This window comes from Curtobacterium oceanosedimentum (assembly GCF_020297365.1).
Classification (GTDB): Bacteria; Actinomycetota; Actinomycetes; order Actinomycetales; family Microbacteriaceae; genus Curtobacterium.
Window position 1 is genome coordinate 1 of sequence record NZ_JAIXIG010000049.1, and the last position, 12202, is coordinate 12202.

The window sequence follows — 12202 nt, forward strand, 5'->3', positions numbered from 1 at the left end:
GCTCCCGCCCCACGCACCCCGCGCCTCCCCGCCGCTGCCCCGGCCGCGGAGGACCGCACCCGTACGCCCCTCCTGCCGAAAGGCCCCCGTTCATGTCCACCTCGGTCCTCCCCGACTCGGAGCGCATCGACCTGACGCACACGAAGGCCCCGACCATGTCGGGCCGTCCGCCGGGTCGCAAGCGCAAGGTCCACTGGCTGCCGTACGCGCTCGTCGCGCCGGCCATCCTCTTCGAGCTGCTCATCCACATCGTCCCGATGCTCGTGGGCATCTGGATCTCGTTCATCCAGCTCACCAAGTACTTCATCGCCAACTGGGGCGCCGCTCCGTTCGCCGGGTTCGGGAACTACGCCGTCGTCGTCGACTTCGACCAGGCGATCGGCCGCGGGGTCCTCAACTCGTTCCTCATCACCTGCGCCTTCACGGTCCTGGTGGTCGGGCTGTCCTGGACCTTCGGCATGGCTGCGGCCGTCGCCCTGCAGAAGCCGTTCGCCGGCCGCGGGCTGTTCCGCACCCTGTTCCTCGTGCCGTACGCGCTGCCGATGTACGCCGGCGTCATCACCTGGAAGTTCATGTTCCAGCGCGACACCGGAGCGCTCAACCACCTGCTGGTCGACCAGCTCGGGCTGTTCGGTGGGAACGCCCCGTTCTGGCTCATCGGCAACAACGCCTTCGTCGCGGTCGTGGTCGTCGCCATCTGGAAGACCTGGCCCTTCGCCTTCCTCATGCTCATGGCCGGACTGCAGTCCGTGCCGAACGACGTGTACGAGGCCGCCTCGGTCGACGGCGCCAAGCCGTTCCGCCAGTGGCGCTCCATCACGCTGCCGATGGTCCGCCCCGTCAACGTGACGCTCGTGCTCGTGATGTTCCTGTGGACGTTCAACGACTTCAACACGCCGTTCGTGCTCTTCGGGTCGACCGCGCAGCCCCCGGCCGCCGACCTGTTGAGCTTCCACATCTACAACGCGTCGTTCATCACCTGGAACTTCGGTTCGGGTGCCGCGATGAGCGTCCTGCTCCTCCTCTTCCTGCTCGTCGTCACCGGCATCTACCTCGCCGTGACCAACCGGAGGTCCGTCCGTGCGTGAGACAGCTGGCGCCAAGTCCTTCAAGATCGTGACCCTGGTCGTCCTGACCCTGTTCACGATCGTGCCCCTCTACGTCATGGTGACCACGGCCATGAAGCCGCTCGGCGACGTGCAGGACAACTTCACGTGGATCCCGTCGACGGTCACGATCCAGCCGTTCATCGACATGTGGTCCACGGTGCCGCTCGCGCGGTACTTCGTGAACTCGCTGGTCGTGTGCACGGTCGCGACGGTCTTCTCGCTCATCATCGCGACGTTCGCCGCCTACGGTGTCTCGCGCTGGAACTTCAAGGGCAAGAGCACCTTCACCACCGCGGTGCTCTCCACCCAGATGTTCCCCGGCGTGCTGTTCCTGCTCCCGCTGTTCCTGATCTTCACGAACCTCGGGAACACCCTCGGCATCCAGCTCGTCGGGTCGTGGCTCGGCCTGATCATCACGTACCTGACGTTCACGCTGCCGTTCTCGATCTGGATGCTGGCGGGCTACTTCGAGACCATCCCGCGCGAGCTCGACGAGGCCGCGATGGTCGACGGTTCCGGTCCGATGGGTGCCCTGTTCCGGGTCATCCTGCCGTCGGCCCGCCCGGGTCTGGTGGCGGTCGGCATCTACTCGTTCATGACGGCGTGGGGCGAGGTCCTCTTCGCCTCGGTCATGACGAACGGTCTCGGCTCGACGCTCTCGGTCGGTCTGCAGCAGTACTCCACGCAGACGAACGTGTACTGGAACCAGGTCATGGCAGCGTCGCTCGTCGTGTCGATCCCGGTCGTGGCCGCGTTCCTCGTGGTGCAGCGCCAGTTCGTGGCCGGCCTGACCGCCGGCGCGGTGAAGTAGGCGGACCCCCTGACGGGAGGCGCGGTGCGGGTCGGACCCGCACCGCGCCTCCCGTCCGTGCGTGCGCTGGTGCGCACGTGAGCGACACCACGACAGGATGGGACCCATGAACGAACCGCGCGGACGGCAGCTGCTGCCGGGACAGACCAGCCGGGTGCACGTGTACGACCTCGAGCGCCGGACGAGCCGGCTCGTGTTCGAGTCGAGCACGCTGCTCGTCGAGGCGCCGAACGTGCTGCCCGACGGCAGGCTCCTGCTGAACGGCGGTGGTGACCTCTGGCTGCTCGAGCACGGCGGGACGGCCGTCGACGAGTCGGCGCTGGTGCCCGTCCCAATGCCCGGCGTCCCGGAGATCAACAACGACCACGTGCTCGACCCCTCGGGCACCTCCGTCGTGGTGAGCGGGCGCGACGGCGACCTGTACCGGGTCCCGGTGCCGCTCGGGGGAGCCGCGGCGACGCTCACCGACGTCACCACCGCGCTGCCGGTCGTCCGGAAGTTCTACCTGCACGGCATCGCACCCGACGGCGAGACCCTCGCGGCCATCGTCGGGGAGCACGCCGAGGACGGCACCTGGACCACCGACGTCGCACTCGTCGACCCCGCCACCGGGGACCCGACCTTCCTGACCCGCGACGAGCACCCGGACGACGGCGTCTCGTTCGCCGGCGACCTGCTCGTGTGGAACTCGGAGCGGTTCACCCCCGGCACCGCGCAGCTCGTCGCCCTCTGGCCGGGAGCGACCGACCCGGTGCGGATCACGAACGACGACCGCGTGAACTGGTTCCCGCACGTCTCGCCCGACGGTGCGCACCTGCTCTACCTGTCGTACGAGCCCGGGGTGCAGGGCCACCCCGCCGACCACCGCGTGGAGCTCCGACTGCTCCCCGGCTCGCTCGTGCGCGGCGCCCGGATCGCGGTCCAGCCGGAGACCCTCGTGACGCTCGACGGTGGGCAGGGGACGGTCAACGTGCCGCCGTGGTCGCCGGACTCGCGGTGGTTCGCGTACTGCGACTACCCGGTGGCGGGGTAGCGGCGGCGTCTTCACGCGCTGGGCGACAGTCCACGCGCCGCCGGACGCGTGGACAGTCGCTGGGCGCGGAACGCGGGTCGACGGCCCGCCCGGCTACGCCTCGCGGACCCGCCCCTGCCCGATGTGCAGGTGCCGCTCGGCACGCTTCGCGACCCACGAGTCGTGCGTGACGATGACGACGGTCAGCCCGCGCTCCCGCCACTGCCTCTCGATGAGGCCCATGATCTCGTCGCGCGTCGCCTCGTCGAGTGCCCCGGTCGGTTCGTCGGCGAGCAGCACGCTCGGGTCCTTCACGAGCGCGCGGGCGATCGCCACCCGCTGCTGCTGACCACCGGAGAGCTCCGCGGGCAGGTGGTCGAGTCGCTCGGCCAGCCCGACCTCGGCGAGTGCCGCCTTCGCCCGCTGCCGGACCGCACCGCGCGACCGCTCCGCCAGGGCCCCCGCGAACGCCGTCTCGACGTTCTCGAGCGCCGTCAGGGTCGGGATGAGGTTGAAGCTCTGGAACACGAAGCCGATCTCGGTCGCCCGCAGATCGGTCAGCGCGCGGTCGCCGAGCTCCGCCACGTCGCGGTCCCCACCGAGGTGGACGGACCCGGCGCTCGGGCGGTCCAGCGCGCCGAGCATCTGCAGCAGCGTCGACTTGCCGCCGCCGGTCGGCCCCTGGATCGCCACGAGCTGCCCCCGCGGGATCGTCAGGTCGACGTTCGTCAGGGCGGTGACGGTCCGGTTCTTCTGCCGGTAGGTCTTGCTCACGTTCGTCAGCCGGTACATCGGACTGGAGGCACGGGTCGCCTCCGCCTCGCCGGTCGCGGTGTCGGTGGTGGTCACGGTGGGTCCTCCTGGTCGGGTGCTCGGGGCCGGTGCGGGTCCGGTGATCGGTGTCGCACCGGTGGACGGGCCGGGCATCAGGCCACGCTCCGGAGCGCCTCGGCCGGACGGAGCCGGCTCGCACGCCATCCGCCGAGCGCCCCGGCGATGAGGCCACCGAGGATCGCGAGGCCGATCGCGAGCAGGATGATCTCGACGGTCACCGGGGCATGCAGGACCACGTCGGTCGTCGACGCGGTGCTCGCACCGCCGCCGAAGCCGCCGGCCGGGGCGCCGCCCGTCGTGCCGTTGCCCGCTGCTGCCGTCGCCGCGCCGCCGGGCATCCCGCCACCGCCACCGCCACCGCCGCCGGCGCCGCCGCCCGTCGTGCTCGAGGCGCTCGCCGAGACGGTCGGGGCGATGGTGTTGACGACGAGGATGCCGATGAGTCCGGCCACCGCGCCGAGCACGCCACCGATGAGGCCCTGCACCAGGGACTCACCGGCAACCTGCCGGGTGATACGGCCGTTCGACCAGCCGATCGCCTTGAGGGTCCCGAACTCGCGGGTGCGGCGGGTCACGCCGGAGATCGTGAAGAGGATCGCGATGAGGAACGCCGCGGCGAGCACGACGATCGACAGCCACCTGCCGAGGTTCGAGACCAGGCTCGACGCGGTGCTGAGGGACCCGGAGACGCTCGAGGCCAGGTCGGCCTCGGTGGAGACGGTGGCGCTCGGCAGCTTCGCCTGCAGCGCGGCCTTGATGGTGCTGACGTCGGAGGACGACCCGGCCGAGACGGAGATCGAGGTGACCTTGCCGTTGAGGTCGGCCAGCGCCTGCGCGGTGTCGAGCGGGATGTAGGTGTTCGAGCCCGTGGTCGAGGCCGAGCCGGTGGAGCTGACGATGCCGATGACGGTGAAGTCGGTGCCGCCGATGTCGATCGTGTCGCCGACCGCCTCGTCCTCGCTCTTCGCGTACGACGCGTCGAGCACGACGACGTCCTTGCCGGCGTCCTTCGTGGTGAAGGTGCGCCCCTTCGTGAGCTCGGTGCTCGTCAGCGGGCCGACCGTGTCGCCGGAGACCGGGATGCCGGTGACCGTGAACGAGTCGACGCTGAACGAGCCACCGCCGAAGCCGCCGCCGGTGTCCCCACTCGGCGGTCCCTGCTGAGTCGTGCTGTCGCTGCTGGAGTCGCTGCTGCTGTCCGTGCTGCTGTCGTCGGTCGACTGCTGCTGCACCTGGCCGGAGAACGTGCTGTTCTCGAGCGTCAGCACACCCGTCGCGGCCTCGACCCCGTCGGTCCCGGTGATCGTCGAGAGGTTCGACGCGTCGAGGGTGCTCGTGCCGCGCGCGACCGCGAGCCGCGACTGCGACAGGTCCGTCGAGCCGCTGTCGTCCCCGCTGCTGTCGCCCTGGCTGCCGAAGTCGAAGGCCGGTCGTCCGCCGCCGGAGGACGCCGTCGCGGTCTTGGTCACGGTGATGTTCGTCCCGACGCCGTACACGGACTGCAGGACGCTCTTCTGTGCAGCCTGCACCCCGCCGGAGATCGACGACACGATGACGACGAGGGCGATGGCCAGCGCCATGCCGATCGCGATGATGACGGTCTGCTTCTTGCGGTTCGTGAGTTCGCGCCTGAGGTAGGTCAGGAACATGGGTCTCCTCGGGTGGTGGCCGGCTGGGGTCACCGATCGCGTGGAGCACGCGGCGGGGCCGACGGAGGAGAACCTAGGGAGCGACCTTCTGCGCAGGATTGCTGCTCGCTATGAGGCGCGTGAGGGTGTCAACTCGCGTCGCCGTACTGCTGGCGCAGGTGCTCCGCGTACCCGCCCGGCGTCCGACCCTCGAACCGCCCGCTCGTCACCACCGGCAGGTCGACGGTGGCGTCCACCCGGAGGCCGAGCGCCCGCGCCCGGGCCACCAGACGCGCGTCCTCGTGCTCGGGCACGGGGTCGAACCCGCCGAGCGTGACGTACGCCGCGGCGAGCACGCCGAGGTTCGCGCCGTGCACGTGCCCCAGGGCGGCGCCGGGCGGGTGCGCCCGGGTCCACCGTTCGAGCACGACCGGTTCGAGGTCGTCGGGATCGGGCACGACGGCGCCGACGAGCACCTGCGCACCAGCGGCAAGGGCGTCGGACTGCTGCACGAGCCACCGTTCGTGCACGCGCGAATCGGCGTCGGTGTGGGCGAGCCACCGCGCTGCCGGTTCGCCGTCGTGCGCGCGGAGTGCGTGCGTCGCCCCGATGGTCCGTGCCCGGCCGACCCCGACACGGTCCGTCGTCAGCACGTCGACCGGGTACCGCTCGACCACCGAAGCGGTGCCGTCCGTGCAGCCGTCGAGCACCACCGTGACCGCGGCGTCGACCCCGGGTCGCTCCGTGGCGAGCCGGTCGATGGCCACCAGGAGCGCGTCGAGGCACGCGGCGATCCGGTCCGCCTCGTCGTGCGCGGGGACGACCACGTCGATGCGTGCACGCGGTTCCGATCGGGTCACAAGATGATCCCCTCGGCTCGGGCCACCGAGGTGACCGCCGGGCCGGGCAGGACGCTCAGGACGAAGTCCTCTTCCACGTGTCGGAGCAGGGCGGGGCGCGGCCACCGTTCGGTCAGCCGCGCGTCCACCGCGTCGCCGCCCGACACCGCCTCGTCGTCCGGGTGCCGCCAGTGGCAGGCCACGAGCACGCCGTCGTCGTCGAGGCTGTCGAGCACACGGTCGATCGTCGCGTCGAGGTCGGCGGGCGACAGGTAGTACCCGACCTCGGACATCACCACCAGGTCCCAGCGACCGTCCGGCCACTCCGACGGCAGCGCCGCCTGCACGAACCGCGCGGTCGGCGCACGGTGGGCAGCACGCTCCAGCGGTGCCGCCGAGATGTCGGTGCCGAGCACGTCGTCCGCGCGTTCGGCGAGGGCGGCGGTCAGGACCCCGGTCGCGCAGCCGAGCTCGAGTGCGGACCGGAACCGCCGGCGGGGGAGTGCGGCCAGGGTCACCGCGCGCTTGCGCTGCTCGTACCAGGAGCCCTCGAAGTCCCACCCCTCGGGCTTCCGGTCGTAGTGCGCGTCGAACGACTCCCGCGACCGCGAGGACGGTGCCGACACCGCTGCTGCCCCCGGCGCGAAGAACCACTCGGTCGTCCGCAGGTGGTGGGCAGCGTGCCGCTCGTCGATGATCGCCTCGTCGCCCGGAGCAGGGGAGAGCGCGCGGGTCTGCGACGGGTAGGCGTCGAGGGCAGCACGCTTCCGGGCGACGAGGTCGTCGGGCAGCGACAGGACCCGGACGTCGTCCCAGGGGGCGACGGAGTGGTCCGGGTCGTCCCAGTGCCAGGCCCAGATCGGGTACGCGAGCAGGTCCACGTCGGGGGCGCTCGCCGCGGCGACCTCGGCGACCTCGCCGGCGATGCGGTGGTCGCGGTGCCCGTCCCCGCGCCACGGTGCGACGAGCAGTGCGGGGCGGGCAGCCCCGGCGAGCGCGGCGTCGAGGGTCTCGACGACCCGGTCCCGGTGCTCGCGGGTCGCGCCGTCCGGGATCCCCACCGAGGTCGAGGTGACACCGGGGTGCAGGCTGCGCAGGGCTGCCACGAACTCGTCGTCACGGGCGGCGGCGAGTGCCTCCGAGGTCGTCGTGGGGGAGTCCGGGTGGGAGCGCTCGCCGCGGGTGAGGAGCAGCACGTGCACGGGGATGCCGGCCCGGCCAGCGGCCGCGATCAGGCCACCGGCGCCGAGGGTCTCGTCGTCGGGGTGGGGTGCGACGACCACCACCGACCCGGCACCGGCCAGGTCGATCCCGGGGGCGTCCAGGCCGTCGAGGAACCCCGTCCACGCCGCCGGGTCGGTGCCCGGCTCGCGGTGGTCGAAGCTCACCACGCGACGCCGCCCCGCTCGAGCACCATCCGGCCGATGCGGGCGAGGTCGCGTGCGCCGTGGTCCTGCAGGACGTAGAGCTCGAGGTCGGCGACCCGCGCGGCGACGGCGGGGTCCGCGGTCAGCGGTGCCGGCCCGATCGTCGCGACCACCCGCTCGCGCACGGCGTCGACCGATCGGCGCACCCGCGAGCGGGTCGTCTGGGCGAGCAGCCGCCAGTCGGTGTCGTCTGCGGTCGGGTCCGACCCGTCGATCCGGGCGGCGGCGTCGGCGAGGGCGTCCTCGGCGTCGGCGAGGTCGGCCACGGTGGCACCGAGTGCCGCCTGCAGCAGCTCGGACTCCGGGTGCGCTGCCGCGGTGTCCCGGAGCACCCGGGCGAGCCCGACCGCGCCGCCCCACCAGCAGGCCGCGACACCGATGCCGCCCCAGGCGAAGCCCGGACGTCGCAGGTACCAACCCGGTGCGCCGACGGGGTCTGCCCGGACCCCGTCGAAGTCGACCGGTCCGCTCGGCACGTCCGGCATGCCGCGTGCGACCCAGGCCTCGTCGTGCGCGGTGACCCCGGGCTGGCGCAGGTCCACGGCGACGAGGACCCGCTCGTCGCTCAGGTGCGCGGTGACCAGCGCGTGCGAGAGCGTCGAGGCGAGCGAGCACCACGGCTTCGTGCCGTGCAGCAGGACCGAGCCGTCGTGCTGCGGCGCCGCATCGAGCCGGAGGCCCGGCCCCTCGGCCGCGAAGACGCCCCAGGTCGAGCCGTCCGGGGCGTCGACCCCGGCCTGCGCCAGGATGCCGAGCGCGTCCAGGTGCGGTTCGACGGTGCGGGCGGTGGCGACGTCCGCCGCGGCGAGCGCGGCGAGCGTGCCAAAGGAGCCGCCGGCCGTCCCGGCGGACAGCGGCGGGGTGGTGGCGGCGACCGCTCGCGCGACCGCGAGGCGGTCCGTCGGTGCCGACCCGGGCCTCCCGGTCGTCCGTTCGATCCGCGCGGTGTCCAGGTGCCGGGCCGACGCGGGCCAGGCTGCAGATCGCAACATGCTCCCACCGTACGGAGGGGGAGGTGTGGACGCGTCCTCGATCCACAGAACGCGCCGGGTTGCCCCACAGACCGCTCATAGGAACTTCTCGATACTCGAAGACGTGACCATCTCCCAGCCCGCAGCAGTCCCGCGCCTCACCCGTGCTGACGGCACCCCGTTGCGCATCCTCGTCGTCGACGACGAAGCGAGCCTCACCGACCTGCTGTGCATGGCGCTCCGCTACGAGGGCTGGGACGTCAAGAGCGCGAACGGCGGGCAGGACGCCCTGGCGACGGCCCGCGAGTTCCAGCCCGACGCGATGGTGCTCGACGTGATGATGCCCGACCTCGACGGGCTGCAGGTGCTGCGGCGGCTGCGACAGAACGACGACGACACCCCGGTGCTGTTCCTCACCGCGAAGGACTCCGTCGAGGACCGCGTGACCGGGCTCACCGCGGGCGGCGACGACTACGTCACGAAGCCGTTCTCCCTGGAGGAAGTGGTCGCGCGACTCCGGGGCCTGGTCCGCCGGTCGCAGATCGCCACGCGGGAATCCGGTGACTCGCGCATCGTCGTCGGTGACCTGGTGCTCGACGAGGAGTCCTACGAGGTGCACCGCGCGGGGCGGCCGATCGAGCTGACCGCCACCGAGTTCGAACTGCTGCGCTTCCTCATGCGCAACCCGCGGCGCGTGCTCTCGAAGGCGCAGATCCTCGACCGGGTGTGGTCGTACGACTTCGGGGGCAAGTCCTCGGTCGTCGAGATCTACATCTCCTACCTGCGCAAGAAGATCGACGCCGGCGAGACCCCGATGATCCACACGGTGCGCGGGGTCGGGTACGTCATCAAGCCGACGTCGTGACGCTCCGGCGCCGCCTCGTCCTGAGCATCGTCGCCCTCGTCGTCGCCGTCAGCGCGGTGATCGGTGCAGGCAGCATCATCGCGCTGGCCTCGATCCAGACGGGCGCGATCGACGAGCAGATCACCGGCGCCACGAACCGGGCGCAGCGCTACCTGGAGCAGAACCCGTCCGGGCAGCCGGACATCGACCTGACCCGGCCGTCCGGCCAGTCCGTCGGCACCCTCACGGCGTACTTCATCGACGGGCAGGTCGTGATCGCGAACGTGCTCGACGACTACGGGCGCCCGAGCGCGATCACCCGGACGAGTGCGGACGCGCTGGGCACCGTGCGGGTCGGAGCGGCCCCCGCGACCGTCGACCTCGGGTCGCGACTCGGCGACTACCGCGTCGCGGCCGTGACCGTCGGCCCGGCCGTCCTGGTCGTCGGCCTGCCGATGGCCCCGGTGTACGACAGCGTCTGGAAGCTCTTCTGGGTCGTCGTCTCCGTGCTCGCGGCCGCACTGCTCACCGGATCGATCGTCGCCGCGGTCGTCGTCCGGCGGTCGCTCCGTCCGCTCGAGCGCGTCGCCGAGACGGCGTCGACTGTGGCACGCATGCCCCTCGACCGCAGCGACGCGCTCGACGGCGTCCGGGTCCCCGACACCGATCCCCGCACCGAGGTCGGCCGGGTCGGCAGCGCCTTCAACCGGATGCTCGGCCACATCGGGGGCGCCATGCAGGCCCGCGAGCGATCGGAGCAGCAGGTCCGGCAGTTCGTGGCCGACGCCTCGCACGAGCTCCGCACACCCCTGGCATCGGTCCGCGGCTACGCGGAACTCACCCGCAGGATGGGTGGCGACCTGCCGCCGGACGTCGTCTACGCGATGAGTCGGATCGAGTCCGAGTCCATCCGGATGACGTCGATGGTCGAGGACCTGCTGCTGCTCGCCCGCCTGGACGAGGGCCGCGAGATCCAGCTCGCCGAGGTCGACCTGACCGGCCTGGTGCTCGACGCCGTCAACGACGCGCACGCCGCCTCGCCCGACCACGTGATCGAGGTCGACGTGCCCCCGGAGCCGGTCGCGGTCGTCGGTGACGCCGCCCGACTGCACCAGGTCATCGTGAACCTGGTCACGAACGCGCGGACGCACACCCCCGAGGGCACCCGCATCACGGTGGGGCTGGCGCCCGTCGACGGCGGCGTGGACCTGACCGTGCGGGACACCGGCCAGGGGATCGACCCCGCGTTCCTGCCGAAGCTCTTCGAGCGCTTCGCCCGTGGGGACGGCTCGCGCTCGCGCGCGGTCGGGTCGACGGGGCTCGGGCTCGCGATCGTCGACGCGGTCGTGCAGGCGCACGGCGGTCACGTCGAGGTGACGAGTGAGCCGGGCGACACCGTGTTCACGGTGCACCTGCCGCGGGATCCCGCGGCGGCGGTGGGCGCACACGCGTGACGGACGGGAGGCGCGGTGCGGGCCGGTCACGGGCCTCCCGTCCGGTGCTTGGCGACGGCCACGGCGTCTGGTACAGTTCTCGAAGCCAAAGACCGCCGGTTGTCGCGCTGCTCGCAGCGTGACCGAAGGTCCTCACTCGGTGAGGCATCCAGCGCAGGTGTTCCGAACCACTCCTCCCGATCTCGGGGGAGCAGCTCCGAGCCTCTGCGCCGGAGCTTTTCTCGTTCGTGGGCCTGGGGCTGCCGGCAAGACCCCCAAGGAGAACCATGGCGAACAAGGAAGCTGCGGTCGCCGAGCTCACGGAGTCCTTCCGTAGCTCGAACGCCGTTCTGCTCACCGAGTACCGCGGTCTCACGGTCGCGCAGCTCAAGGAGCTCCGCAACTCGATCCGTGAGCACGCCACGTACGCCGTGGTGAAGAACACGCTGACCAAGATCGCGGCGAACAACGCCGGCATCACGTCGTTCGACGACGAGCTCGCCGGTCCGTCCGCTCTCGCCTTCGTGCACGGTGACACCGTCGCCGTCGCGAAGTCGCTGCGTGCATTCGCCAAGGCGAACCCTCAGCTCGTGGTCAAGGGCGGTTACTTCGACGGTAACCCGCTCACCGCGACCGAGGTGGACAAGCTCGCTGACCTCGAGTCCCGTGAAGTGCTGCTCGGCAAGCTCGCCGGCGCGCTCAAGGCCTCGCTGTTCGGTGCTGCGTACCTGTTCCAGGCACCCCTCTCGCAGGCCGTCCGCACCGTGGACGCTCTGCGCGAGAAGCAGGAGTCCGCGGCCTGATCAGGCACGCGTTCATCAACCACACGTACTAGCTAGTAGTAGGAGAAAATCATGGCGAAGCTTTCGCAGGACGAGCTCATCGAGGCCTTCAAGGAGCTCACGCTCATCGAGCTCTCGGACTTCGTGAAGAAGTTCGAAGAGGTCTTCGAGGTCACCGCGGCCGCCCCGGTCGCCGCTGCCGCCCCCGCCGGCGCAGCTGCCCCGGCCGAGGCCGCTGAGGAGAAGACCGAGTTCGACGTCATCCTCAAGTCCGCTGGTGACAAGAAGATCCAGGTCATCAAGGAGGTCCGTGGCCTGACGTCGCTCGGCCTCGGTGAGGCCAAGGCGCTCGTCGAGACCGCCGACGCCAAGATCCTCGAGGGTGCGAACAAGGAGACCGCCGACAAGGCGAAGGCGACCCTCGAGGCCGCTGGCGCCACGATCGAGCTCGCGTAGTCTCGACCGTTCCGGTCACGGAGGCCGCCACCCCTCGGGGTGGCGGCCTTCGTCGT

At 71.5% G+C, this 12202-nt stretch carries 12 protein-coding genes; 7 read left to right on the forward strand and 5 right to left on the reverse strand.

Annotation, left to right across the window (positions count from 1 at the left end):
• The first annotated feature begins 92 nt into the window (after nt 1–92).
• The 3 genes from LEL83_RS15380 (at nt 93) to LEL83_RS15390 (ending at nt 2953) form a co-directional block, all read left to right on the forward strand.
• Nucleotides 93–1088: a carbohydrate ABC transporter permease gene (locus LEL83_RS15380; protein ID WP_198656366.1), complete on the forward strand. Its 996-nt coding sequence runs from the start codon at nt 93–95 to the stop codon at nt 1086–1088.
• Entirely contained in the window at nt 1081–1920 is an 840-nt protein-coding gene (locus LEL83_RS15385; protein WP_198656365.1) for a carbohydrate ABC transporter permease, read from the forward strand. The genes LEL83_RS15380 and LEL83_RS15385 overlap by 8 nt, the downstream gene beginning before the upstream one ends.
• Before the next feature lie 106 nt (nt 1921–2026).
• On the forward strand, nt 2027–2953 hold the full coding sequence (locus LEL83_RS15390) for a TolB-like translocation protein (protein ID WP_198656364.1): 927 nt from the start codon (nt 2027–2029) through the stop codon (nt 2951–2953).
• Nucleotides 2954–3046: 93 nt separating this feature from the next.
• On the opposite strand, the gene LEL83_RS15395 is transcribed toward LEL83_RS15390, so the two are convergent.
• From LEL83_RS15395 to LEL83_RS15415, 5 genes are all read right to left on the reverse strand, one after another.
• Entirely contained in the window at nt 3047–3724 is a 678-nt protein-coding gene (locus tag LEL83_RS15395; protein ID WP_225559479.1) for an ABC transporter ATP-binding protein, read from the reverse strand.
• Between the two features lie 134 nt (nt 3725–3858).
• Nucleotides 3859–5415 (reverse strand): ABC transporter permease, encoded by a 1557-nt coding sequence (locus LEL83_RS15400; protein WP_225559473.1) that lies wholly within the window; start codon nt 5413–5415, stop codon nt 3859–3861.
• 128 nt (nt 5416–5543) lie between these two features.
• A complete protein-coding gene (locus LEL83_RS15405; RefSeq protein WP_225559474.1) occupies nt 5544–6254 on the reverse strand; it encodes a glycosyltransferase family 2 protein in 711 nt (236 codons plus the stop codon).
• Complete coding sequence (locus tag LEL83_RS15410; protein WP_225559475.1) at nt 6251–7621, reverse strand: PIG-L family deacetylase; 1371 nt, start codon at nt 7619–7621, stop codon at nt 6251–6253. The genes LEL83_RS15405 and LEL83_RS15410 overlap by 4 nt, the downstream gene beginning before the upstream one ends.
• Entirely contained in the window at nt 7618–8652 is a 1035-nt protein-coding gene (locus tag LEL83_RS15415) for an acyl-CoA dehydrogenase family protein (protein WP_225559476.1), read from the reverse strand. Before LEL83_RS15415 ends, LEL83_RS15410 begins: the two co-directional genes overlap by 4 nt.
• A gap of 103 nt (nt 8653–8755) precedes the next feature.
• On the opposite strand from LEL83_RS15415, the gene LEL83_RS15420 reads away from it, so the two are divergent.
• The 4 genes from LEL83_RS15420 (at nt 8756) to rplL (ending at nt 12146) form a co-directional block, all read left to right on the forward strand.
• On the forward strand, nt 8756–9496 hold the full coding sequence (locus LEL83_RS15420; protein ID WP_225559477.1) for a response regulator transcription factor: 741 nt from the start codon (nt 8756–8758) through the stop codon (nt 9494–9496).
• Nucleotides 9493–10929 carry a sensor histidine kinase gene (locus LEL83_RS15425; protein ID WP_225559478.1) on the forward strand — a complete coding sequence of 479 codons (1437 nt, stop codon included), beginning with the start codon at nt 9493–9495 and terminating at the stop codon, nt 10927–10929. Before LEL83_RS15420 ends, LEL83_RS15425 begins: the two co-directional genes overlap by 4 nt.
• Before the next feature lie 266 nt (nt 10930–11195).
• Nucleotides 11196–11711, forward strand: a complete 516-nt coding sequence (gene rplJ, locus LEL83_RS15430; RefSeq protein ID WP_198656357.1) for a 50S ribosomal protein L10 — start codon at nt 11196–11198, stop codon at nt 11709–11711.
• A 51-nt stretch (nt 11712–11762) separates the two neighbouring features.
• On the forward strand, nt 11763–12146 hold the full coding sequence (rplL, locus tag LEL83_RS15435; protein ID WP_027466380.1) for a 50S ribosomal protein L7/L12: 384 nt from the start codon (nt 11763–11765) through the stop codon (nt 12144–12146).
• Nucleotides 12147–12202: the final 56 nt, after the last annotated feature.

Bases quoted from the DNA above. Each gene is read 5' to 3' on its own strand.
- LEL83_RS15415 (WP_225559476.1), bottom strand. From the start codon at position 8,652: ATGTTGCGATCTGCAGCCTGGCCCGCGTCGGCCCGGCACCTGGACACC.
- rplJ (WP_198656357.1), top strand. From the start codon at position 11,196: ATGGCGAACAAGGAAGCTGCGGTCGCCGAGCTCACGGAGTCCTTCCGT.
- LEL83_RS15380 (WP_198656366.1), top strand. From the start codon at position 93: ATGTCCACCTCGGTCCTCCCCGACTCGGAGCGCATCGACCTGACGCAC.
- LEL83_RS15400 (WP_225559473.1), bottom strand. From the start codon at position 5,415: ATGTTCCTGACCTACCTCAGGCGCGAACTCACGAACCGCAAGAAGCAG.
- LEL83_RS15395 (WP_225559479.1), bottom strand. From the start codon at position 3,724: ATGTACCGGCTGACGAACGTGAGCAAGACCTACCGGCAGAAGAACCGG.
- LEL83_RS15390 (WP_198656364.1), top strand. From the start codon at position 2,027: ATGAACGAACCGCGCGGACGGCAGCTGCTGCCGGGACAGACCAGCCGG.
- rplL (WP_027466380.1), top strand. From the start codon at position 11,763: ATGGCGAAGCTTTCGCAGGACGAGCTCATCGAGGCCTTCAAGGAGCTC.